Source organism: Flavobacterium adiutor (genome assembly GCF_048282555.1).
In the GTDB taxonomy this organism is placed as follows: domain Bacteria; phylum Bacteroidota; class Bacteroidia; order Flavobacteriales; family Flavobacteriaceae; genus Flavobacterium.
Genome location: NZ_CP182487.1, coordinates 4,974,717 through 4,997,130, shown reverse-complemented (window position 1 = coordinate 4,997,130; position 22,414 = coordinate 4,974,717). Strand labels below are relative to the sequence as shown.

Below are 22,414 nucleotides of genomic sequence, written 5' to 3'. Positions count from 1 at the left end.
AGTATATGAATGAAAATTACTCGGTATTCAGAAAATATCCAACATTAGAACAAGTCAAAGATCTTGAAAGTTTATTAAACCAGAATAACATTGCTACAGAAATAGCAGATAATATTCCGTCTGTAGATTCTTCATTTTCGGGAAGTACTTTACAAAATCAATATGAAATAAAAATACAGTTAGCAGATTTTGAAAAAGCAGAAAAGATTCTTGATGAGAATGCCGAAAACCTAATTGATGAGGTTGATAAAGACCACTACCTATTCAGTTTTACAGATGATGAATTGTATGAAATACTTTTAAAAGCAGATGAGTGGAATGAATTCGATTATAAGCTGGCGCAAAAAATCTTAATACAAAGAGGCAAATCTGTTGATACAGAACTACTCAAAGCTTTGAAAAAACAGCGGATAGAATTATTAGCTAAACCGGAAGAGAATCAGAAATCGTGGATTATTGCAGGTTACGTTTTTGCAGTACTTGGTGGTTTTTTAGGTATTTTAATTGGTTATTCCTTATGGACTTCGAAAAAGTCTCTACCAAATGGACAAAAAGTGTATTCTTATGATGAAAAAGACAGAGTTCATGGGAAAAACATTTTTTATATAGGATTGATTATTCTTCCGTTTTATGTAATCATAAGGATTTTAGCTCAATTGTAAATGATTCGCTTGTGTTTAGAACTGCTGTGGTTTTTTTAAAACAACCCAACAAACCCACTAGCCTGACAACAATGCCGTAAAAATGTCGCAAATTTTCTCCTTCGTCGAAATGACAAGATTGGGGCAAAAATTTGCGCCTCTTCGCCTTTGCCAGATTAATTCTTTACCACATAAAATTTTAACTTAGCAAAAGTAAACAATAGCAAATGAAACATTTTTTCAAAGCAGCAATAAATTGGACTTCCAGCCAAAATCAGGAACCATCAGGAAGAAAATTTTATAAAAAATAAAAACACGGTGTGTTTTGACACTATTCCAAAAAATCTGTTTCCGAAATTAATTAAACTGTTAAAAAAACTAATTGAAACGGTTTTGGAGCATTGGTTAATTTTAAAAAACCCCGAAAGTAAAATGCTTTCGGGGTTTCTTTATTTTAATCTGTAATAGTAGCACAATATGAAGAGATTACCGTTTCTGTTTCGTCGCTGCTTTTTGAAACATAAATACCCAGTACATTATCTAAATAAACAGTATTGGCGCTCGTTATTTTTACATCATCTCCGGGATAAGCAATATCTTTCCATTCAGCCAGACCAAAAGTTCCGTTTTTGTTTCGCTTCACTGTAACGAATGAAGCGCCTTCTTTAGCGCCTTTTGACCAATCACTGGGCATGTTGTACCCATCATTGGTTTTGTTTATAGTGATGCCTTCAAAATGCACATTTACTGTAGGAGTGATTTCGTTATGATAGCTAAAGAATTGCAAGTTGTTGAATGTTTTGGTGCTGGAATCATAGTCAACCAGAAAGGCTTGTGATACGGTATCTCCAATTTTACGGGCTGAATTACCTCCGGCCATAGTGTAGCTGTTGCCTCCATTATGCCAAATACCATATAAGGTAGGAGCATTTAAATCGTCTATAATAAAGTCGATACATTCTTGCGTTTTGATATCATAAACAAAGGCATTAACATTAATCGTATTTTCATCTGCTGCATCAGATTGGTAATTTCCTACAGCCAGCCCGCCCATAACACTGTGCATGAATACATTTTTGTTATTTCCGTTATTAGGTGTTACAGTTCGCCAGGTACCGCTGCCATCTATGGGGCCGTTATAATAAAAACCAAGATTATTTTTTGGACTTGAACTTTTAATATATGCCCCCACAATTTCTATAGTACCATTTTCGCCATTGTTTGGCCCATAACAGGAAGTATTGAAAACAATATCATCGTCATCATCTTCGAGTTTATAATGCAGCAGATGCCAGTTTTCGAGCTTGTTTGCATCTTCCAGTTTGCCTTTATAAATAAATCCCTGCCAGATGTTTTTGACTTCAGTCTGTACTTCCTGAGGCAAATCAACACCAACCAGTCCCCCAGAAATATAGACTTCATGCTGTGATCCGGATACGGCTCTGATGCCTTCAATTATAGTGTGTCTTGATGTTAGGCCTAATGAGGGATAGTTAAAAGGGATATAATTAACCCCTTGTACGATTGTATTACTTCTTGTATGTGACATAATGTTGGTATTTTATGAAAAAATATTTATTCTGCTATACTATTTGATTCTTATTCACTGTTTAAGATGAAGGAGTGTTTACTCTTAACTTTGCAATTTCGAGATCATGTAATTGTTTTGCTAATTCCTGTTTAATTGCATCGTAATCAGGATTATAAGCAAGATTAGTGTATTCTGAAGGATCATTGACCAAATCATATAGTTCATATTGCTGAAAATAGGCATTAAAGGCATCAAAATAATAGGCATATTTCCACTTTTCAGTTCTAATACAGCGAATACGATTGGCCGCTTTTACAATGTTCCAATTACTATTTGATCCTGCCTTTATATCATCATAAGTAAACAGGATACTGTCTTGTATTGGTTTTCCGTCTTCAATAATTGGAAGTAAACTGGTTCCGGCAAGTCCATCAGGCGGATTTGAAACATTGGCTAATTCTAAGAAAGTAGGCATAATATCAGCAAGCGTGGCTAAGTTCATCGAATTTTGTTCTTCAGGCTTATCAAACAAAATTGGGTTTGAAATGACCAGAGGTACACGCAGGGCTTCTTCATAAGCTACAAAAGTTTTTTGACGCAATCCACCATGTGCTAATCCCATTTCACCATGATCCGATGTAAAGGTTACAATAGCAGTATCTGCCAACCTTTCACCGTTTAAATCTTCTTTATATAATTCATCAATAAAAAAACCAATCTCTTTATCTACTTTAGTTAAAAGAGATGCATAAAAGTTGATATAATTTAGTTTGTCTTCCGTAGAATTAATTTCACCTAAACTAACAGCCATATTTAATAAAATCTGTTCCTGCACCATTGGTTTTTTATTAAGAAGCAAATCTTCATCAACAGTATCCGGTAGTCCAACCTCTCTTTTTAACCAGCTTTCGGGATAATATCCAGAAGTTCCGGCTGTTTTGGGATAGGCAAGAACATCGTGCGGATTTACAAGAGACAATACCAAGAGGTAAGGCTGATGATGACCATTTTTGCGTTTCTGTTTTACTTGCTTTAAATAGGCAATAGCTTCTGCAGTATATTTAGCATCATGATTCGCAAATCCACCGCCAAAATTAAGTGGGTTAACATCTTCTCCCGCATCAGGAGCTACCCAGCCCATAGCACCATACAAGGAAATATCGGCTGCGGTAAGGTCTTCATAATTTGTTTTGGTCCCGTTTGGAGCCACTCCTTTACTCATGTGCCATTTACCACGGTATTGCACATCATAGCCGTCTGCCCAAAGCGTATTCATTATATTAGGCAAAGAAGTACTAAGTGTGGGCTCCTGAGGAGATAATAAACCACCTTCTGTAAGTGTTTGGCTTACACCATGTTTTGCAGGATAAATACCTGTGAACAAAGTTGTACGACTGGGAGAACACATACAAGTGTTGCAAAAAGCCCTGTCAAAACTAAAGCCATTTTTCTTAAGAAATGTAAGCGTCTGAAGGTTTTGCTCTTCCCATCCTGGTGGAAAATGCTGGGTTGCCCGTTGTTCATCAGTTATGATGAGAATCAGGTCAGGTTTTGATCCCAATTTTTTTAGTTTTTGTTTAAAATCCATCCTATTTGTTTATTGATTATTTCAAAAAGCGTACTGTTTTTTAAATATATTTAGACTTATACATTTCATAACAGTTTTGTTTTAGGAAATTTCTTAAAAATAACAATATAAGAATAGCGTATAAATACCTGAATTTAAAACAGATATGAGGATTTTCAATGGTGGATCAGAATATTGCAAAAGTTTTGTGATAATGCATGAAATATGTTGAATCAACAAAATTGTGGTAATTTTGGGACTAAAATTTAATTAAATTTGAAATAAAATGCCCTTCAAACACCTCTTCAAAGCAGCAATAAACTGGACTTCCAACAAAAATCAGGAACAATCAGGACGAAAATTCTACAGCAAAAGTCATCAAATTACAATCGAAGGAAAACCAATTTTAAACATTTCAGCCGCAAAAGCCTTCAAAGGAGATCCCGAATTATACAATCCCGAAGATTTGCTTTTAAGCAGCCTGGTTTCCTGCCACATGATGTCGTATTTATATGTGTGTTCCCAAAACGGAATAGAAGTTTTAGAATATACTGATAATGCCGAAGCAATTCTTGAAGTCGCTCCTGATGGAAGCGGCCGTTTTACTGAGGTTCGTTTACATCCAAAAGTGAAAATTGCAAATCCGGATAAAATTCAGGAAGCTTTAGATTTGCATATAAAAGCGAATCAATTGTGTTTTATAGCCAACTCCTGTAATTTTCCTGTTCTGCATAATGCATCCTGCGAAACGGCATAAAAAAAAAGAGACTGTCGAACAGCCTCTTCATATATTATCTTGTGTTTTTCTTTTTTTTTGATTTGAGGTTTTCTCGAAAGAAATTAATTTTTTAAGTCTTTGATTACTTTAAAAGCAACATCAACTTGTTCTTCTCCTACAAGGATCGTAAATTCATTAGAAGTCGAAATTACCTCATTGATAATAATTCCTTCCCAGGCTAAACGCTGAAAAATGAAATAATAAATTCCCGGTACAACGATATTTTCTTTTGGTAATTTTACGGTAATAGAAGCCAGATTATCCAATTTCTGAATCAGTTTTTCGCGGATAAAGTGTTTTTCAACTAAATGATTGATACTGCTGCTTACTACGATATTGGTTTCGTTTACGCCACGTGATGAGGTATAAAAAATATCAGAAAGCACATTAATATCAGAAATCAAATCGGCTTGTTTGTTTAAAACAGAGTCTGAAGCTGCAAAAGTGTAATCTGTCAATTCAGAACGAACCGTAATTTCACCAATGTTTTTAATGACCTTATTGATTTTATGGTTCAGTTTAAAATCTAATTCTTCTGTTAGTCTTTTTAGGGACATTACTACAGCTCCTTGTTTTACTTCTTTACCGAATTCGCTTTCCAGTTCGGTCATGATGTTACGGGACAAAGAAGTCAGGTTGATAATTCCCAAGGAGAGTGCATTCAGTAAAAATGGCTTGGTTTTGATGTAATTTTCTACAATCGAAGAAACGGTTTTCATAATCTTTTAATTGTTTTTGGTAACGTAATTGTGTTAGTTTGGTTGTTTGTGATGTTATAAATCTCTGCAAAGATAAATTAAAAAACAATTTGTTACAAATATAACAATAAAAAAATATGTTAAAAATGATAAAAAGCGTCAGTAAGATGCTCAATAGCAAATGATTCCTGACTTTTATGGATAGCAATGATGTCAAAACGAATTTCTAAATCGTCTTCAAAATCTTTTTCCCTATCGTTTATGTAGGCATTTACTGCCTTTATGAGAAGCTGAATCTTTTTGGGTTTCACAAAATCCTGCGGCAAACCGAAATCTAAATTCGATCTTGTCTTAACTTCAATTACAGCCAGAAAATTATCTTTTTTAGCGAGAATATCAATTTCGGCTTTTTGAAAAACCCAGTTTCTTTCTAGAATTTTATAGTCGTTTTGTAACAGAAATTCAACGGCTAAATCTTCACCTTTTTTTCCTAGTTCGTTGTGTTCAGCCATTTTTTGGAGTTAAATGTTGAATATTTTAATTCCATCTTCTAATAGTTTTGATCTAATTTCAACCTCTCCACCGTTCATCTTTAAAATGAACTCAAGAAATCGTTCAGCATTGATGTCAATGTGACCTAGAGAAATATTCATTTCTTGCGCACCAATTTCTTCGTTTAATTTAGCTGCCAGTTTGTACCATTTATTTTTATTATTAGATGGCCTATATTTTTCATCAATAACTAGACAAACAAATTTCTGGCTTCTTATATTAATCAAATATGCGTCATAAATTAATTCCCAATTAATAAAATCCTTAAGTGTATTTCTATCATAAATACCAAATTCATTAATTATGATTTGTGGTCTCCTGTCAAACAGATTGAATAATCCAACGAAAATTCCTAATCCAAAGAAACCAATACATAACCATGCAATAAAAGGATTTTCAGCTTTGATGAAAAAACCAATCACTACGAATGCTGTACTTCCCAAAAGTAAAATGATGGCTTTATATAACGATTTGTATAATTTTATTTCTTGCATTACAAAAAACAATAACTTTTAACTTTTTTTACTTAAAAACAACAGTACTCCCGGAAGCATTCACTTCAATAGAAATCGTACTTCCCATAACCAGAGCACGATTATCCTGAATATGCCCGGCCGGAAAATTAAAAATTACCGGAATATTGTATTTTTTAGTCACATCGTCAATAATTTCAAGTGCATTTTTCCCCCAAGGAACTTCATTGTCTTTCATTTTGGTCATACCGCCAATAATAATTCCTTTCAGGTTTTCGATACAGCCGTTTCGACGTAAATTCATCATCATACGATCAATATGATACAGGTATTCGTCTAAATCTTCAATAAATAAAATTTTGTCTTTACAGTCAATTGCCGATGGTGATCCCAACAAACTGTACAAAATAGAAAGATTTCCACCCACCAATTCTCCTGTTCCCTGACCAAAACGGTTCATAGGATGTGGAACAACCGAGTAAGACAAAGGCTCACCAAACAAAGCCGATTTCATCGAACTGATAGCTGCCGGAGTAGCACGCGGAATCGTAACCGGCATCACACCATGAATCGATTTATAACCCATCGTATTCAGATGATTATGCAAAACCGTCACATCACTAAAACCAATAACCCATTTAGGATGCTGCTTGAATTTCGAAAAATCCAATAAATCTAACATTCTCACAGTTCCGTAACCGCCACGTACACACCAGATTGCTTTTATATTCGGATTATCCATTTGTTTTTGAAAATCGGCAGCGCGCTGTTCGTCTGTTCCGGCCAATTGATGGTAATCCAGACCAATTGAACTTCCAATTACGGCTTCTAGTCCCCAGCTTTTTAGCAAATCTATGGTAGGCTTTAAATTATCATCTATGTTTTTTCGGGCTGTTGCCAAAAGAGCTACAGTATCTCCTTTTTGTAAATAAGGTGGTGTTATCATGTTTTGTTGGGATTGACAGGTAAAGGATTGTAAAGCAAAAATAAGGAATACGAATTTGCAAAAAGCAAAAGGGTTGTTTATAAGAAGGAACCTGCTTGTATTCATTTTCTTTTTGGCTTTTGGAATTTATTTATAACAAAGATAAAGATTTAAAAAAATAAAATTAATTGAAATTTCTTACAAATGTAAAATTTAATTAATTTCAGCGATTAAAAAAATCATTTTATGCGAATCATTATACTTAGAATTTGTTTTATTTTCTTGTTTTCTATTACAGCATTTGGTCAGGCTAAAAAATATAGCATTCACACTGTAGCTTTTTACAATTTCGAAAATCTTTTTGACACGATTGATGATATTTACACCAATGATAATGAATGGACACCAAACGGAACGCAAAACTGGACAACAGAAAAATATAATCAGAAGCTGCAGAACCTTTCTAAAGTCATCTCAGAAATTGGTAAACCCGAAAATCCAAACGCGCCTGTTTTGATTGGAGGTTCGGAAATTGAAAACAGAGACGTTCTGGAAGACTTAGTCAAACAGCCCAAATTATTGTCTTTTGATTACGGAATCATCCATTTTGATTCGCCGGATAAACGAGGAATAGATGTGGCTTTATTGTATCAGAAAAAGTATTTTAAACCGGTGACTTTTTCAAATATACCTTTATATATATTGAAAAATAAAATGGTAGAAGAAGAAGAAAAAAATGAAGAATCACCTGATGAAGAAACAACGAAGACAGTTCAAAACAACCGTGTTTTTACCCGGGATCAGCTTTTGATAACCGGTTTTTTAGAAGGAGAAGAGATCAGTATCATTGTCAATCACTGGCCGTCGCGTTCCGGAGGAGAAAAAGCCACAAGCGAATATCGCGAAGCAGCCGGGAAATTAAACCGAAGAATAATCGATTCCTTGCAGCAAATTAATCCAAATGCAAAAGTGATTACAATGGGCGATTTAAATGACGGTCCTTATAATAAAAGTATAAAAGTGGCTTTGGGGGCAAAAGCCAAAAAGTCTGAAGTTCCCGAATTTGGCACTTACAATCCCTTTGAAGAAATGGCAAAACGCGGTATGGGAACAACAGCTTTTCAGGATTCCTGGGATATTTTCGATCAAATTATCATAACGGAATCACTTATAAAACCTGATTTTTCATCGTTTAAATTCTGGAAAGCCGGAATTTTCAATAAACCGTATCTCATCCAAAATTCAGGAAAATACAAAGGATATCCGCTGCGGCACAGTACAAATGAAGTCGGTTTCAGTGACCATTTTCCGGTATATATTTATCTGATAAAAGAAATGTAGATCCATAAACACATTGCAGTTAGTCTCTACAAATTTTCGTTACCTTAGCATCTCAGAATCTTAGAACCTTTAAAAAATGGCCATAGCAAAACCTTTCAACCTGACTAAATGGATAGACGAAAACCGTCATTTACTGAAACCGCCTGTTGGAAATAAAAATTTATATGTTGACTCCGGTGACTATATTGTCATGATCGTAGCAGGTCCAAATGCCCGAAAAGACTATCATTATAACGAAACCGAAGAGCTTTTTTACCAGCTGGAAGGCAATATAAAAGTAGTAATTCAGGAAGAAGGCGAGCGTAAAGAAATGATTCTGAATCCAGGCGATATGTATCTGAATCCCGCTAAAGTGCCGCATTCTCCAGTTCGTTCTGAGGGTTCTATTGGTTTGGTTATCGAGCGAAAACGTGCCGGATTAGGCTACACAGATGGATTGCTTTGGCATTGCGACAACTGTAACCATAAATTATATGAAGTGTTTTTTGAACTGCACAATATCGAAAAAGATTTTCTCCCTCATTTTGAACATTTCTACAATTCAGAAGAACTAAGAACCTGTGATAATTGCGGAGCCATTATGGAATCTGATCCGAGGTTTGTGGCTAAGAAATAATTTTTCACAAGACTTATAAAAAAAACCGATAGACTTTTATTAAGTGTATCGGTTTTTTTAGGAGCTATTTCCCGCTATCCGTTGCAATCTTTTGCTTTCTAAAGAAAAAAGCAAAAGGATTTCCACTTCTATCGGGGCTAAAACAACATATCGTATTATTCATTAGACCAGTATGCAAATGATTGAGGAGGAGTCAAATTATAATCTGTTTTTAAACATTTAGGATTTTCAAATCTCTTTTTATTCTTAATTTTAATAGCGAAACCTTGTTCTCTATTTTCAAAATACTCATAAAAATACTCTTCAGTTATTCCTGAATGTTCTTTTGTTTTATCCCAAAGAGTTTTTAAATCTAAATTAAATATTTCGGCTATTTCAAATTCGCCAATTACTTTTTGAACAGGAGAAGAAGCATAAACCAGAACTGAAGTAACATTTTGGTTTTTGAAAATAGCTTTTCTGAATTCAAATTTTTTTGTCCCATCAAATATTTTATTTGCAAATTGGGGCTTGATTGATAGTACTACTTTCATAATTAAATATTGATTTAGATGTTATGAAACACAATAACACATAATTTATTAATTGCAAATATCGCATTTTTAAAAAATCTTTAAAGATTTTTATTCATAAGCATACCTTAAAACTTTATCAAATTGCTCAACAGTTATTTTAGAAAATCCCCTTGGAACATTTTCATAGCTCGATATAATTCCATTATTAACTAACCATTCAAGGTTAGGTCTTTTTCTAAATGAGTATGTATATAGAAAATTAACAATAAAAGGTGTGTTTGCAGGATTATGATTCCAATGTTTAGATAATTCTTCGTTTGAAAAAACACTTCTTTTTCTGCATAACAAAAGAAACTCTTCTTCAGTTTCAATATTTAAAACAGATGATTCAACTATTCCTAATGTTGTAGCTACTCCTTTATATTTTCCACCTGTCATATAAAAAACTATAATATCACCAGTTTTCAAATTTTTTTCATAGGAACGTGAAATGTATACTTTACTTAAAGCATTTCTATGAGGGTAGTTTTCAATGAAATCTTTTGGAGACTGGTTATTCAATATCGAATCTGGAAACAATTCTGTATGATATTCCGGATAAATGGGAACAATAAAAATATTTTGGAGTCGTGAAAAAAAAGGGAATGTCAATTTTGGATTGTCAACATTAATTAATTTTCTATTGAAAGTCCTAACATAAACTTGCTCATCACCGTTATGAGTGGATTTTATGCCAAAATGATTAAACCCCCATAACTTTAATAAATCTATTAATCTTTCTTGTTCTTCTCTTTTATCAAAAATTGTAACATATATTTCATCAACCCTATATTGTAGAGCATTATCAAAAATTATTTTTAAAAATCTTTCACCTATCTTATAACCGTTCGCAGTTACTTTAAATGTGCCAATTTTCAATCTCTTTTTAGGTTGAAAAACTGGAGAAATATTAGAATAATTCTCATTTTCATGTTCTCGTTTTATAAATAAAAAAGCGGTTAATTGATTATCACTATAGCAGACATAACAAATATCATCTGCTTTTTTATTAAACCACTTGTCGAATTCATCATAATCCTCCCTAAAGCTATCAAAGAACTGATCCCTTATATTCACTTTCGCAAAATCAACTTTTTCTACTGATAAAACTTTATAATCAACTAATTCCGGATTTTCAGATATTACTTTTTCTAAAAAACTTTGAATTTTAAAAACTTTATTTTCTATTCCAAGAAGCTTTGCTTTATAGTGTATTTTTTTATCTTCAGAAATTAAAATATCGACTCTGCTTTCATAAACTTCATTAAGAATTTGAGTATCATTTAAGTCGTTATCCTGATTGTCAATTTTTTTACTGACTTTTAATATTTCTTCTCCTAAAGGAGCTTGATTTTTAAGTAAATTATAGCTTTCAATTTTAATACTCATTGTGTCAAGAGCATTCGGATCTTTATATCTTTCTAATTCTTCAACTGTTAAGGGATGAATATATTTTGAATATTTAAGATTATCAATCCATTTGAAAAGTTGTCCAATTTCAGGTTTATATATTTTACTTGCTTCTCTATGGATAATGATATTAGTATCTAGTAAAATTTTCATCAAATATTTTCCATTAGTTGATTATAATTTCCGTCTTTTATTTCGATGTAAGGAATTGAATATTTATCTGAAAGACATTTTGCATATTCTATTTCCATTTCTTGCAATTCATTCAAAATTTGAATATTATAAATTTTACCATCTCGTGATTTTAATCTTTTTGCAATTTTTTCAACATCATCAATTACAATTGTTATTGCTTTTGGATTAATTTGATCAAAAGTATCTTCATTGATTCTACATGGAATGCTATCTGAATTTAATAAACAAAAGTGACCATCAAGAAGATATATTTCATCTTTTTTAATTAGATTTTTCAAGTTTTTGATTAATCGGTCTTGTGATGAATTAATATCTTTTACAAGTTTATTATCGCTATCGCTAATTTCTTCCCATTTTAAAACTTGACTTGCAGTTATATGTATTAATCTAGTCTTAGATGCTATTTCTTTACAAATAGTTCCTTTTCCCACACCATGAATCCCGCCGATAAAATATATGTTTTCAAATACTTTCACAAATGAATTTTTGACTAATATATTAAAAAGAATGAAATATATTACATTTTTTTATTTCACACTCCCAATAATCCCTTTCAAAAACCCATTAAAATCAAAAGCAGGATCTTCCTTCAATCCCATTCTCACAATTACCATGTCCTTTGACGGAATAATAGCAACCATTTGTCCCTGATAACCGTTGCAGTAAAACATGTCGCGGGGAGCGTCCGGGAATTTTCCGCCGGCGTTGAGCCAAAACTGTGCGCCGTATTTTCCTTCCGAAGTATTCGTTGGAGTTGCGGTGTATTTTACCCAGCTTTCATCCAAAATTTGTTCGCCGTTCCAATTGCCTTTATTTAAATACAGCAATCCAAATTTTGACCAGTCGCGCGCTGTCGCCCATCCGTATGATGAACCCACAAAAGTCCCGGTCATGTCTTGTTCGACAATCATCGAACTCATTCCGATTTTGTCAATCACGGCGCTGTACCAAAAATCAAGGTATTCCTGCTGTGTTTTGAACTGCCTTCTCAAAATCAAAGACAATAAATTGGTCGTTCCCGAAGAGTAATTCCAATGCGTGTTGGGCTTAAACTGAGCGGGCTTGTCCAACTGTACTTTACCCATATCTTCAGCCAGAAAAAGCATTTTGGTTGCATCGCAGATCGTACTGTAATTTTCTTCCCACTCCAAACCTGAATTCATATGCAGCAAATCGTTAATAGTAATGTTTTTACGTTCGTCATTTTGCCATTCTGCGACAGGAGCCGGTTTATAAATATCTATTTTTCCTTGTTTCGCCAAAACTCCAAAAGCAGAACTGGTAATACTTTTTGTCATCGACCAGCCTAAAATCCTGCTGTCTTTCGTAAAACCAGTATCGTATTTTTCTGCAATCAGTTTGTTTTTGTATAACACTACAACAGCACGCGTTCGTTTTAATTTTCCACCCGATTTATCGAATGCGTTGTCAATTGTTTTTTGTAATTGGGTATAATCAATATTCGAAAAAATAGTGTCTTTCGGATCAATATTTCCATAAGGGAAAGGCAATGTTTTCGATTTAGCTCTTTTGGGAAGCAAATAAGGTTTCGAAACATCAAAATCATCATTAATTAATGTCGCACCCAAACCTTCACGGTAAATTGCTTTTCGTTCTTTCAAGCCATAAACAGACGAAGTGGCAAATTTTCCCGCTTCATCGATCTTATTGGTTGCAAGGTCAATCAGATTAATATCGTTGTCGGTTTTTTCGATTAATTCTTTTGAACGATTATCTAAAAAATGTCCCGAAGCAATGCTTTTGGCTGAAAAGCCCGAAATTAAATCCAGTTTCGGATAAGTTGTAAATCCGAAATACAGAATTATTAAAAGCAGAAGAATACCAAGTAATTTGAGAATTTTTTTCATATTCAGATACAGCTGTTTTTTATGCAAGATAAATAATTTAAAGTCAATATTTTAGTCGTTACGGTTGAATCATAAATTTCTAATTAAACACATAGAAAAACATAGTTTTATTTGTAAAAAAGAATATAAAAGAGAAACTTATTTCTCTACACAGAGCTATGTTTTTTAATAAGTGAAACGCCTTTTTTACACTTACAAAATCTATGTTCTTCTGTGTTAAAATAATTAAGCGTAATGATTAATCAATATTTCAATGTAAATATAATAGTGCTATAAAAGGAAATTATAGAATTGGCGGATAAAACAATTTAGTTTTAGTACTTTTGTACTTAGAATTTTTCTAAATAAATTATGCTGGATATTCAAAAAATAAGAGCTGATTTTCCGATACTTTCTGAAAAAGTAAACGGAAAACCATTAATATATTTCGACAATGGGGCAACCTCGCAAAAACCGCAGGTTGTTATTGATGCCGAAGCGAAATATTATCAGGAAATAAACGCCAATATTCACCGTGGAGTCCATACATTAAGTCAGTTAGCGACTGATGCGTATGAAATTTCACGAGTAAAATTGCAACATCATATTAATGCCAAATTTTCTCATGAAGTTTTATTTACTTCGGGAACAACACACGGAATCAATTTAGTAGCCAACGGTTTTGCTTCGATTTTAAAACCGGGTGATGAAGTTTTGGTTTCTTCTCTGGAACACCACAGCAATATTGTGCCATGGCAGATGTTATGCGAAAAAACAGGAGCCGTGCTTAAAGTGATTCCGATCAATGAAGAAGGCGAGCTGATCATCAGCGAATACGAATCGTTATTATCTGAGAAAACAAAAATTGTTACGGTAAATCATATTTCGAATGCTTTAGGAGTAATCAATCCGGTTAAGGAGATGATTGCAAAAGCACATGCAGTTGGAGCTGCCGTTTTAATTGATGGTGCACAGGCCGTTCCGCATTTGAAACCGGATGTTCAGGATTTAGATTGCGATTTTTACGCTTTTTCAGGGCATAAAATGTGCGGACCAACCGGAACCGGAATTTTATACGGAAAAGAAGCGTGGCTAAATAAACTTCCTCCTTATCAGGGCGGTGGCGAGATGATTAAAGAGGTAACTTTCGAGAAGACAACGTATGCCGACCTGCCTCATAAATTCGAAGCCGGAACTCCAAATATCGCTGGTGGAATCGTTTTAGGAACCGCCGTTGATTATTTAAACAACATTGGTTTTGGAAATATTCAGCTTCAGGAAAAAAAATTACTGGAACACGCTACAAAACGTTTGCTTGAAATTGAAGGTCTGAGAATTTACGGAAACGGAAAAAATAAAGCTTCGGTAGTTTCGTTTAATATTGATGGGATTCACCCGTATGATATTGGTTCGATAATTGACAAATTAGGAATTGCAGTTCGTACCGGACATCATTGTGCGCAGCCAATTATGAATTTCTTCTGTATTCCCGGAACCATTCGTGCTTCGTTTTCTTTTTACAACACCAAAGAAGAAATCGATGAAATGGTTGAGGCGGTTAAAAAAGCAAAAACAATGTTAAGCTAAAATTTCATTTTATGAGAACTGTATCTTTTTTATTGCTAACTATTTTTATGATGACAGGTTGTTCAAGCCAAAAAAAATCAGATATGACATCGACAGTGATTGAGTATTCGGCTATGTCGAGAGGCTATTATAAAAAGATAGTGGTACAAAACCAAACGGTTTCAGTAACCAGTAAAAGAGATGCGCAAGCTGTAGAAAATACAATCAAAAAAACAGATTGGGATAAAATTATAGCCGAATTTGAAAAAATAAATGTAGAAAGTATTCCTACTTTAAAGGCGCCAACCGAAAAGCGTTTTTACGATGGTGCTGCGATTGGGAATCTAAAAATAACCCAAAATCAGAAAACCTACGAAACTCCAGGTTTTGACAATGGTTTTCCTCCAAAGGAAATTGAAAAACTGGTAAATTTGCTGACTGATTTTGCTAAAGAATAATTATGACAATTAAAGAAATACAAGACGAAATAATAGATGAATTCTCGATGTTTGATGACTGGATGCAGCGTTATGAATACATCATCGAATTAGGAAAAAGTCTTCCGTTAATTAAAGAAGAATACAAAACCGACGAAAATTTAATCAAAGGCTGTCAGTCGAAAGTATGGCTTCAGGGAGAACAACAAGACGATAAAATTGTGTTCACCGCAGACAGTGATGCGATTTTGACCAAAGGAATAATCGCCATTTTAATTCGCGCTTTCTCGAATCAAAAAGCATCTGATATCATAAATGCGGATACAGAATTTATAGACGAAATCGGTTTAAAAGAACATTTATCAGCCACCCGCGCCAACGGTTTGGTCTCAATGATAAAAAACATAAAAATGTACGCTTTGGCATTTGATTCAAAAAACAAAAACTAATTTTTTTGGAACCATATAAGTTCATATTAGAAAATATAAGCTTTGTGTTTACTGAACTTAGTGAAGAAGAAAAAATCATATAAGATTACAGTATTTAAATGAACTTATAAAGTAAAAATAAAAAAGTAAGTTTTATCGTTCTTTTTTATTTCTTATTATTGTGAAAAAATTACATGATAACAAAGAAATATTTGACTGATTTAATTTATCAGGTTAATGGAGCAGCGATTGAAGTTCATAAAAATATTGGTGCAGGACTTTTAGAAAACATTTATCATCAGTGCCTGATAAGAGAATTATCTTTAAGAGGAATTAATTTTCAATCTGAGTTGATTATTCCGGTTGAATATAAGGGGTTGGTATTGGAATCAGATTTAAGATGTGATTTATTCATAGAAAATTGTTTAGTTCTTGAATTAAAATCTGTTGATCAAATTATTCCAGTTCATATTGCCAAATTAATGTCTTATATGAAACTTTTAAAGTCTCCAATAGGGCTAATGATAAACTTTAACGTTACAAATATTTATCACGAAGGCCAAAAAACATACGTCAACGAATTATATCGCTGGCTCGAAGATTAAATGAATTTAAAACATAAGTTATGTAAGAAAATTTAAGTTTACTTATATTAACTTTAATATAAAAATACACTATAACAATTATAAGATTGCATTTAAATGTACTTATATCACTTATATGGTGGAAAAAAAGAAAAAACAAATAAAATGGAACAAGAAATAGACACAAACGAATTAGGAGAATCAATTGTAAAAGTTTTAAAAACGATTTACGATCCTGAAATCCCTGTAGATATTTACGAATTAGGATTAATTTACGACGTAATGGTAAATACGGATTACGAAGTAAAAATCCTGATGACCTTAACATCTCCAAATTGTCCGGTTGCTGAAAGTCTGCCAAGAGAGGTAGAAGAAAAAGTAAAAACCATCGAAAACGTAAAAGATGTCGATGTTGAGATTACTTTTGATCCGCCATGGAGTAAGGATTTAATGAGCGAGGAAGCAAAATTAGAATTAGGAATGCTTTAATTATTTTGTTTCAGGTTTCAGGTTTCACGTTCCAACACAACTTGAAACCTGAAACCTGAAACTAAACTTTTCACATGGAAGAAATTATCAATAAAGTTGCCAATAGTGCTTTAGAAGTTTTTGATTTAGAGGATTATTACCCAAAAGGAATGCGTGTGCAGCTTGATATTTCGCAATGGCTTTTGGAAGGATTTTTATTGAAAGAAAAAGATTTCAGAGAACATCTTAAAAATCACGACTGGACACAATATCAGGATCAGTATGTGGCGGTACATTGCAGTACCGATGCCATAATACCAGCCTGGGCATTGATTTTGGTAAGTGTGCATTTAGCACCATTTGCCAAAAAAACTGTCAACGGAACCATAGAAGATTTAGATAGCAGTTTATACGAAGAAATTTTAAGCAAAATCGATTATTCTGTTTACAAAAACAAACCCGTAATCGTAAAAGGCTGTTCCAGAAAACCTGTGCCTATGCGTGCTTATATTTTGGCAACAACCTATTTACAGCCTTTTGCCAGAAGCATCATGTACGGAGAGGCTTGTTCTGCGGTACCTTTATACAAAGAATCTAAAAAATAACTTTTTATAAGCCAATAAACTCTGGACCTTTAGCGTTTTTAGCGTTATATTTGTTAATAGACTAAACTAAACAACCATGAGAAAGATAGCTTTATTACTCTTCGTTTTAGCGAACTTTACATTTGTTCAGGCTCAAAATACCGAAAAGGAATTAATTCAGAATACCGAAAAAGTGGTCAAAAAAATAAACGATACTATTGAAGGCGAAGGCTGGAAAACAAAAGGAACCGTATCGCTTTTATTAAATCAGTCGAGTTTTAATAACTGGATTGCAGGAGGTGAGGACAGTTTCTCAGGGACGTTAGGAATCAACTATGATTTCAATTATAAAAAAGGCGACCTTACCTGGGATAATAAAGTTTTAGCTTCTTATGGACTTTTGCAAACCAAAACGGCTGATTTCGCCAAAAAGACAGATGACCGTCTTGAATTCAATTCAATCGTAGGAAAAAGAGCTTTTGGTGATTGGTACTATTCGTATTTTGTAAATTTTAGAACCCAATTTACTACTGGTTATATTTACAGTCAGGATGCAAACGGAAAAGAAATCAGAACAGAAAGTACTAAGTTCATGTCTCCGGGTTATTTTACAACCGGTCCCGGTATCTATTGGACAAAAGATGCCAATTTAAAAATCAACTTTGCACCGTTAACCTCAAAATTTACGTTTGTTGACAGTGCGTACACTTCCGGAATTGGATATGTTGACGGTTCTTATTTTGGTGTCGATCAGGGTAAAAGCATGAGATACGAATTAGGTTTTTACACTTCGGTTTATTACAAACTTGCAATTATGACGAATGTAACTGCAGAGAATACGCTGAATCTTTATTCTAATTATTTAGAAGATCCTCAAAATGTCGATATGGATTACTCGCTGAATATCATCATGAAAGTAAACAAATATCTGTCGGCAAACTTTTCATTTCAGGCTATTTATGATGACAATGCTTTTCGCGGATTCCAGACCAGACAGGTTTTTGGTTTAGGAGTTAATTTCGGATTTTAATCAAACTCTGGAGCAGTACAATTGGTTTTTACAATAGCATGATGTCCCGCCATTCGCTATATCTTTGCTTGCCATAAAGAAGGCAAGCAAAGGATGTCGCTGCTGTCGTGGCTAATTAAGAACAATCGGTTTTTTATCAAATTTTAATTTTTGTTACAATAAAAAGAAAGATTCCCAACTACTCCTAGCGTGAAAACCAAGATTGTTGAGAATCATTTTCTACTTTTCCAAAAATAAAAACGTCAGCTAAAAAAGATAATTTGCTATTAGTTTATAAAACCAAATTTATCTTCAAAAATTTTTCCAATCACCGGAATTGGTTTTTTCTGTTCGTTGGCAGCGTTGATGATGCCAAAAATCCATAAGATAAAAATGGCATAGCCAATGTAGCTTAGGAAATACAATGAAGTCACAGTTGCAATAACCACAGAAAGAATAATGTTTACGGCGAAAGAAACTAAAAAGATTCCAAAGCCTTGTTTCAGATGGTAGGTTACCAAATCGCTTTTTGGGTTTAAATCTTTACTTTTTACAAAAGCTACAATCCAGCCAATAATAGTGATGTAGCTTAAGATAGACAGGGTTTTATTGTTCATGTTATAGTTATTTACTAGATCAAAAATACTAGTAACTATGGTAAGTCAAAACCCGTACTTTGTCTTCTGCTGCTTCCGGTTGGTATTTAGTTTCTTTAAACTGGTATTACGTATTAAAGATTAAATTTCATCTTTCATCAGTTTAAAAAAAGGTTCTTTTTTTCCTCTTGAAATAGGTACAAAAGATTTATCATTCATCTGAACCATTCCTTCACGGGAGTAACTTACAATACAGTTTACGTTTATTAAATGGGACTGATGAATCCTGAAAAACGCCGGTGGTTCCAGCAGATCCTCATAATTTTTGAGTGGCTTGGAAACCATAATTTTTCTGCCGTCCGTAAGAAAAAAAGTCGTGTAAGATCCGGACGTTTCACATCTTATAATTTGCTCGAGCTTTACCACATACATTGCTTCCTGCGTTGGTAGAATAATCCTGTCTGGTGTTTTAGAAAGGTTGATCTGTAATTCGCTCAGCTGTTGTTTTTCCAGAACTCTTTCCTGTAAAATTGCAATACGGTCTATAGCCGTTTTCAGTTCTTCCGGATCAATGGGTTTTAAAAGATAATCGATAGCGCTGTATTTAAAAGCATTAATGGCATGCTGTTCGTACGCGGTTGTAAAAATCAAGTGAAAGGAATTAAAAATAATTTGCTGAAGCACATCAAAACCGGTTCCATCTCTCAGCATGATGTCCATAAAAACCAGATCTGGTTTTAAACGGTCAATGAGTTTTACGGCTTCTTCAACGCTTTCGGCGTAAGCCACAACCTGAATTTCATCTGGAGCTGTCATTTCGAGCATTATCGATAAAGCTTCCCTAAGGCGCTGTTCATCTTCAATAATAATAGTTTTGTACATTGTATTATAGTATTGGAATGTTTAAAATAACGATACAACCTGGTCCGTCGTTTGCATCCCGTTCCCGAACCTCAAATCCTGCATACGGATTTTCTTTCTGCATTTTGCTTAACCTTTCGTCTGTAATTTTGGTAGACAATGATTCGTGATTGTCTTTTAGTTTCAGTTTTCGGGAAGCCGCTAAACCGATGCCGTTATCTTTAATGGTACAGATCAGGTTTTTTTCATCTGTGTGTTGTGTAAAATGAATGGTAATCAAACCTTTAATTTCTTTCACCTGAGGTTTCAGTCCATGTTCAACGGCGTTTTCTATAAAAGGCTGGATCAATAATGGTGGTATAAGAACATCGGTTTCAACAGTTTCATCGCATTCAATTACATATTCGAAACCATTATTAAGGCGCAATTGCTGCAGTTCAATATAATTTTTCAAAGTATTGATTTCTTCGTCAAGCGAAATGGTTTCTTTACGTGATTGTTCCAAAACCTGACGTGTCAGTTTGGCAAATTTATTCAGATAAGAAACGGCTGGAAGCGTATCTTTTTGAAGAATCATGCTTTGGATATTTCCTAAAGCATTAAAAATAAAATGCGGATCCATTTGAGAACGCAGCAATCTTCTTTCCATAGCAAGACGTACAGAGAGATTTTCTATTGTTTCTTTTTCCATCAACTGTACTTTAAGTTCGGTATTGGACTGTTCCTGTTTCAGGAAATCTTCACGCTTCTGGTAATAACGCTGACGATAATAATAGGAACGAAACATAAACACTAATCCAATCAGTAAAACACCGGCAATTCCGTAACCCAATAATTTGTTTTTTTGTACCAACTGGTTTTCGAGTTCCAGTTGTTTGATGCGCTCTATTTTTTTTGAAGATTCATAACGTACATCAGCATTTTGCAATACTTTTTGAGCTGATTCATCATATTTTAACTCATTGTATTTAACATATTCTGCATCATAATTATAATAGGCTTCAAAATCTTTTCGTTTCGCCGCAACGTCTTTGAGGGAATTGTAAAAAGCAGCTAAAAGGTAATTATCTGTATAAGGAAGGCTTTTTTGGTATTTTATTCCTTCAATAAATAACAATTCAGCTTTGGCATAATCCCCTTTTTCTGTAAAATAAAATCCCTTAAGCCCTATGGCACTTCGGTAAATGATTCTGATATTATATTGTTTCGCAATAACGGTTGCTTTTTCCAGGTTTTTCAAAAATGCTTTTTCATCAATAGGTTTTGGCCCTTTAGAATAAAGATCGGCCAGATTGATATATGCAATTCCAATATTGCTTTTGCTTACTATTGAGCTGGCATGTTTTTCAGTAAAATCAACCGTTTCGTTAAAAAAAGTTATTGCTTTCTGCCATTCGGCACTGTCTGACGTTTCAAGATTATCAGTTAAGTAGCTTCCAAAAGCAAGGCGGGCGTGCAGCATACTTTCAGCATCACCCGCTTTAGCAGCATGATATAAAGCTTCCCGGGCATATTTTTCGACTTTGGCTGGTGACGCCGGATAAAAAAGATAGGATATATCGGCAGCAATTTTAGAACACTGATCAGGAGCCTTTGCTTTTGCAAAAAGCTTATAGGAAGCCAAAAGATATTTTAACGCCTGCGGTTTCTCATCAATATAGGATTTTAACGATCCCATAGCAAGGAATGCATACGCTTTCGGTCTTATTTTATTGGTTTTGCCTGATAAATAATAGGCACTGTCGGCATAATGCGAAAATTGTTTTAAATGCAATAACCGTTTTTGGGTTAAAGCTAAATACGAATAGCAAATAATTTTGTCCTCTATACTGTTTTTCTTTTTTGCCTGATCTAATGCCAGCTGCAGCATTTTTTTGCAGGAAGCTGTATCTGAGAAACGTTTAGAATATCCATAAACAGCCAGGTTTTCAGTAGCAGAAGCTTTTTGCGCATGGGCTGAAATCCCCAAAAAAAGAAATAGCAACAGAAAAAAAATAGATTTTAAATTGACGTTTTTTAAAGGCAAAAACATTGATTTGAAGTGCATAGATATCGATATTACTGAGGGAAAGTACAAATTGTCTGATTACTGACCAAACATTTTCAGGTAGAAAAACTGATTTGCAAATAGCGTTCTAAATTGGTCATAAACCTTTATTTTACTAATAACCTGCCACTCTCACCAAATAAAAATCTAACCCTGCCATATACCAATTCCGAATTGTTCTGAGGTTTACTAAATGGTAATCTTGCTATAAATATTTTTTAAATAAAATCTAAATCATGAATAAGAAAAAGTTTACATTAATACTAATAGCCTTTTGTTTTTTGACCACACTGAGTTACGGACAACAGGAAGAAAAACGTGTTAAAATAGAAATCACGGTAAAGGACGGAAATAAAACTATTGTAGCGCCAGTTCGTTCTGCGACATTTTCTTTTACAACTTCAACAAATAATGTTACCACGACTGATGGTACTGAAAAAAAAGAGCAGACAAAGAATTATTATTTTTCTCTAGATTTTGAGAGGCAGAATGTGGCGTTATTAAAAGCTTTTATGACCAATAAAAACGGGCTCGACGGATACATCACAATGGTGGATTCTTACGGTAAAATGCCTTCTAGGAAATTAGAATTTACAAAAGCAAACATAGATTCTTTAAGCGATCAATTGACTGCAGATTATACCAGCTCGTATATGTCAATAGTAGCTGCTACACTGATTATTGATGGGGTAAAAGTGGAATAACT

25 protein-coding genes are annotated in these 22,414 nt (G+C 33.8%); 12 read left to right on the top strand and 13 right to left on the bottom strand.

Features of this window, described 5'->3' with window-relative positions; genetic code table 11:
• Positions 1–5: 5 nt before the first annotated feature.
• Entirely contained in the window at positions 6–662 is a 657-nt protein-coding gene (locus ACNC7R_RS21240; RefSeq protein WP_417942999.1) for a hypothetical protein, read from the top strand.
• A 433-nt stretch (positions 663–1,095) separates the two neighbouring features.
• Here the strand turns inward: ACNC7R_RS21240 and ACNC7R_RS21235 are convergent, their stop codons facing one another.
• Together ACNC7R_RS21235 and ACNC7R_RS21230 are read right to left on the bottom strand one after the other, a co-directional pair.
• Positions 1,096–2,190 (bottom strand): hypothetical protein, encoded by a 1,095-nt coding sequence (locus ACNC7R_RS21235; protein ID WP_110307721.1) that lies wholly within the window; start codon positions 2,188–2,190, stop codon positions 1,096–1,098.
• Positions 2,191–2,251: 61 nt separating this feature from the next.
• Entirely contained in the window at positions 2,252–3,733 is a 1,482-nt protein-coding gene (locus tag ACNC7R_RS21230) for a sulfatase-like hydrolase/transferase (RefSeq protein ID WP_417942998.1), read from the bottom strand.
• A gap of 292 nt (positions 3,734–4,025) precedes the next feature.
• On the opposite strand from ACNC7R_RS21230, the gene ACNC7R_RS21225 reads away from it, so the two are divergent.
• Positions 4,026–4,496 carry an OsmC family protein gene (locus ACNC7R_RS21225; protein ID WP_417942997.1) on the top strand — a complete coding sequence of 157 codons (471 nt, stop codon included), beginning with the start codon at positions 4,026–4,028 and terminating at the stop codon, positions 4,494–4,496.
• An 83-nt stretch (positions 4,497–4,579) separates the two neighbouring features.
• Here the strand turns inward: ACNC7R_RS21225 and ACNC7R_RS21220 are convergent, their stop codons facing one another.
• The 4 genes from ACNC7R_RS21220 to ACNC7R_RS21205 form a co-directional block, all read right to left on the bottom strand.
• Positions 4,580–5,236, bottom strand: a complete 657-nt coding sequence (locus ACNC7R_RS21220; protein WP_110307718.1) for an aspartate kinase — start codon at positions 5,234–5,236, stop codon at positions 4,580–4,582.
• Positions 5,237–5,355: 119 nt separating this feature from the next.
• Positions 5,356–5,727 (bottom strand): YraN family protein, encoded by a 372-nt coding sequence (locus ACNC7R_RS21215; RefSeq protein ID WP_417942996.1) that lies wholly within the window; start codon positions 5,725–5,727, stop codon positions 5,356–5,358.
• Positions 5,728–5,736: 9 nt separating this feature from the next.
• Entirely contained in the window at positions 5,737–6,261 is a 525-nt protein-coding gene (locus ACNC7R_RS21210) for an STM3941 family protein (protein ID WP_417942995.1), read from the bottom strand.
• 28 nt (positions 6,262–6,289) lie between these two features.
• Positions 6,290–7,186: a S66 peptidase family protein gene (locus ACNC7R_RS21205; protein WP_417942994.1), complete on the bottom strand. Its 897-nt coding sequence runs from the start codon at positions 7,184–7,186 to the stop codon at positions 6,290–6,292.
• Between the two features lie 225 nt (positions 7,187–7,411).
• Here ACNC7R_RS21205 and ACNC7R_RS21200 point away from each other — a divergent pair, with 225 nt between their 5' ends.
• On the top strand, positions 7,412–8,506 hold the full coding sequence (locus tag ACNC7R_RS21200; protein WP_417942993.1) for an endonuclease/exonuclease/phosphatase family protein: 1,095 nt from the start codon (positions 7,412–7,414) through the stop codon (positions 8,504–8,506).
• A gap of 76 nt (positions 8,507–8,582) precedes the next feature.
• A complete protein-coding gene (locus ACNC7R_RS21195; RefSeq protein WP_417942992.1) occupies positions 8,583–9,122 on the top strand; it encodes a 3-hydroxyanthranilate 3,4-dioxygenase in 540 nt (179 codons plus the stop codon).
• A 155-nt stretch (positions 9,123–9,277) separates the two neighbouring features.
• Here the strand turns inward: ACNC7R_RS21195 and ACNC7R_RS21190 are convergent, their stop codons facing one another.
• From ACNC7R_RS21190 to ACNC7R_RS21175, 4 genes are all read right to left on the bottom strand, one after another.
• Positions 9,278–9,655, bottom strand: coding sequence for an ASCH domain-containing protein (locus tag ACNC7R_RS21190; protein WP_417942991.1), 378 nt, complete (start codon positions 9,653–9,655; stop codon positions 9,278–9,280).
• A gap of 90 nt (positions 9,656–9,745) precedes the next feature.
• On the bottom strand, positions 9,746–11,239 hold the full coding sequence (locus ACNC7R_RS21185; protein ID WP_417942990.1) for a PIN domain-containing protein: 1,494 nt from the start codon (positions 11,237–11,239) through the stop codon (positions 9,746–9,748).
• Positions 11,239–11,757 carry an ATP-binding protein gene (locus ACNC7R_RS21180; protein WP_417942989.1) on the bottom strand — a complete coding sequence of 173 codons (519 nt, stop codon included), beginning with the start codon at positions 11,755–11,757 and terminating at the stop codon, positions 11,239–11,241. The genes ACNC7R_RS21185 and ACNC7R_RS21180 overlap by 1 nt, the downstream gene beginning before the upstream one ends.
• A gap of 51 nt (positions 11,758–11,808) precedes the next feature.
• Positions 11,809–13,149, bottom strand: coding sequence for a serine hydrolase domain-containing protein (locus ACNC7R_RS21175; protein ID WP_417942988.1), 1,341 nt, complete (start codon positions 13,147–13,149; stop codon positions 11,809–11,811).
• Between the two features lie 351 nt (positions 13,150–13,500).
• On the opposite strand from ACNC7R_RS21175, the gene ACNC7R_RS21170 reads away from it, so the two are divergent.
• From ACNC7R_RS21170 to ACNC7R_RS21140, 7 genes are all read left to right on the top strand, one after another.
• Positions 13,501–14,715: an aminotransferase class V-fold PLP-dependent enzyme gene (locus ACNC7R_RS21170; protein WP_417942987.1), complete on the top strand. Its 1,215-nt coding sequence runs from the start codon at positions 13,501–13,503 to the stop codon at positions 14,713–14,715.
• A gap of 11 nt (positions 14,716–14,726) precedes the next feature.
• Positions 14,727–15,152, top strand: a complete 426-nt coding sequence (locus tag ACNC7R_RS21165; RefSeq protein WP_417942986.1) for a hypothetical protein — start codon at positions 14,727–14,729, stop codon at positions 15,150–15,152.
• Between the two features lie 2 nt (positions 15,153–15,154).
• Positions 15,155–15,580, top strand: a complete 426-nt coding sequence (locus ACNC7R_RS21160) for a SufE family protein (RefSeq protein WP_417942985.1) — start codon at positions 15,155–15,157, stop codon at positions 15,578–15,580.
• A 173-nt stretch (positions 15,581–15,753) separates the two neighbouring features.
• Complete coding sequence (locus ACNC7R_RS21155) at positions 15,754–16,164, top strand: GxxExxY protein (RefSeq protein WP_417942984.1); 411 nt, start codon at positions 15,754–15,756, stop codon at positions 16,162–16,164.
• Between the two features lie 144 nt (positions 16,165–16,308).
• Positions 16,309–16,632 (top strand): SUF system Fe-S cluster assembly protein, encoded by a 324-nt coding sequence (locus ACNC7R_RS21150; protein ID WP_110307707.1) that lies wholly within the window; start codon positions 16,309–16,311, stop codon positions 16,630–16,632.
• 74 nt (positions 16,633–16,706) lie between these two features.
• Complete coding sequence (locus ACNC7R_RS21145; protein ID WP_417942983.1) at positions 16,707–17,216, top strand: DUF2480 family protein; 510 nt, start codon at positions 16,707–16,709, stop codon at positions 17,214–17,216.
• A 76-nt stretch (positions 17,217–17,292) separates the two neighbouring features.
• Entirely contained in the window at positions 17,293–18,225 is a 933-nt protein-coding gene (locus ACNC7R_RS21140) for a DUF3078 domain-containing protein (protein WP_417942982.1), read from the top strand.
• Between the two features lie 266 nt (positions 18,226–18,491).
• On the opposite strand, the gene ACNC7R_RS21135 is transcribed toward ACNC7R_RS21140, so the two are convergent.
• The 3 genes from ACNC7R_RS21135 to ACNC7R_RS21125 all read right to left on the bottom strand — a co-directional run bounded on the left by ACNC7R_RS21135 (position 18,492) and on the right by ACNC7R_RS21125 (position 21,645).
• Positions 18,492–18,821: a DUF4870 domain-containing protein gene (locus ACNC7R_RS21135; RefSeq protein WP_417942981.1), complete on the bottom strand. Its 330-nt coding sequence runs from the start codon at positions 18,819–18,821 to the stop codon at positions 18,492–18,494.
• 120 nt (positions 18,822–18,941) lie between these two features.
• Positions 18,942–19,682, bottom strand: a complete 741-nt coding sequence (locus ACNC7R_RS21130) for a LytR/AlgR family response regulator transcription factor (RefSeq protein WP_417942980.1) — start codon at positions 19,680–19,682, stop codon at positions 18,942–18,944.
• Between the two features lie 4 nt (positions 19,683–19,686).
• Positions 19,687–21,645 carry a sensor histidine kinase gene (locus ACNC7R_RS21125; RefSeq protein WP_417942979.1) on the bottom strand — a complete coding sequence of 653 codons (1,959 nt, stop codon included), beginning with the start codon at positions 21,643–21,645 and terminating at the stop codon, positions 19,687–19,689.
• A gap of 299 nt (positions 21,646–21,944) precedes the next feature.
• Here ACNC7R_RS21125 and ACNC7R_RS21120 point away from each other — a divergent pair, with 299 nt between their 5' ends.
• The gene (locus ACNC7R_RS21120) at positions 21,945–22,412 is read left to right on the top strand and encodes a hypothetical protein (protein ID WP_417942978.1); all 468 of its coding nucleotides are present in this window, start codon (positions 21,945–21,947) and stop codon (positions 22,410–22,412) included.
• Positions 22,413–22,414 lie beyond the last annotated feature (2 nt).

Bases quoted from the DNA above. Each gene is read 5' to 3' on its own strand.
- ACNC7R_RS21240 (WP_417942999.1), top strand. From the start codon at position 6: ATGAATGAAAATTACTCGGTATTCAGAAAATATCCAACATTAGAACAA.
- ACNC7R_RS21235 (WP_110307721.1), bottom strand. From the start codon at position 2,190: ATGTCACATACAAGAAGTAATACAATCGTACAAGGGGTTAATTATATC.
- ACNC7R_RS21225 (WP_417942997.1), top strand. From the start codon at position 4,026: ATGCCCTTCAAACACCTCTTCAAAGCAGCAATAAACTGGACTTCCAAC.
- ACNC7R_RS21220 (WP_110307718.1), bottom strand. From the start codon at position 5,236: ATGAAAACCGTTTCTTCGATTGTAGAAAATTACATCAAAACCAAGCCA.
- ACNC7R_RS21215 (WP_417942996.1), bottom strand. From the start codon at position 5,727: ATGGCTGAACACAACGAACTAGGAAAAAAAGGTGAAGATTTAGCCGTT.
- ACNC7R_RS21210 (WP_417942995.1), bottom strand. From the start codon at position 6,261: ATGCAAGAAATAAAATTATACAAATCGTTATATAAAGCCATCATTTTA.
- ACNC7R_RS21205 (WP_417942994.1), bottom strand. From the start codon at position 7,186: ATGATAACACCACCTTATTTACAAAAAGGAGATACTGTAGCTCTTTTG.
- ACNC7R_RS21200 (WP_417942993.1), top strand. From the start codon at position 7,412: ATGCGAATCATTATACTTAGAATTTGTTTTATTTTCTTGTTTTCTATT.
- ACNC7R_RS21195 (WP_417942992.1), top strand. From the start codon at position 8,583: ATGGCCATAGCAAAACCTTTCAACCTGACTAAATGGATAGACGAAAAC.
- ACNC7R_RS21190 (WP_417942991.1), bottom strand. From the start codon at position 9,655: ATGAAAGTAGTACTATCAATCAAGCCCCAATTTGCAAATAAAATATTT.
- ACNC7R_RS21185 (WP_417942990.1), bottom strand. From the start codon at position 11,239: ATGAAAATTTTACTAGATACTAATATCATTATCCATAGAGAAGCAAGT.
- ACNC7R_RS21175 (WP_417942988.1), bottom strand. From the start codon at position 13,149: ATGAAAAAAATTCTCAAATTACTTGGTATTCTTCTGCTTTTAATAATT.
- ACNC7R_RS21170 (WP_417942987.1), top strand. From the start codon at position 13,501: ATGCTGGATATTCAAAAAATAAGAGCTGATTTTCCGATACTTTCTGAA.
- ACNC7R_RS21165 (WP_417942986.1), top strand. From the start codon at position 14,727: ATGAGAACTGTATCTTTTTTATTGCTAACTATTTTTATGATGACAGGT.
- ACNC7R_RS21160 (WP_417942985.1), top strand. From the start codon at position 15,155: ATGACAATTAAAGAAATACAAGACGAAATAATAGATGAATTCTCGATG.
- ACNC7R_RS21155 (WP_417942984.1), top strand. From the start codon at position 15,754: ATGATAACAAAGAAATATTTGACTGATTTAATTTATCAGGTTAATGGA.
- ACNC7R_RS21150 (WP_110307707.1), top strand. From the start codon at position 16,309: ATGGAACAAGAAATAGACACAAACGAATTAGGAGAATCAATTGTAAAA.
- ACNC7R_RS21145 (WP_417942983.1), top strand. From the start codon at position 16,707: ATGGAAGAAATTATCAATAAAGTTGCCAATAGTGCTTTAGAAGTTTTT.
- ACNC7R_RS21140 (WP_417942982.1), top strand. From the start codon at position 17,293: ATGAGAAAGATAGCTTTATTACTCTTCGTTTTAGCGAACTTTACATTT.
- ACNC7R_RS21135 (WP_417942981.1), bottom strand. From the start codon at position 18,821: ATGAACAATAAAACCCTGTCTATCTTAAGCTACATCACTATTATTGGC.
- ACNC7R_RS21130 (WP_417942980.1), bottom strand. From the start codon at position 19,682: ATGTACAAAACTATTATTATTGAAGATGAACAGCGCCTTAGGGAAGCT.
- ACNC7R_RS21120 (WP_417942978.1), top strand. From the start codon at position 21,945: ATGAATAAGAAAAAGTTTACATTAATACTAATAGCCTTTTGTTTTTTG.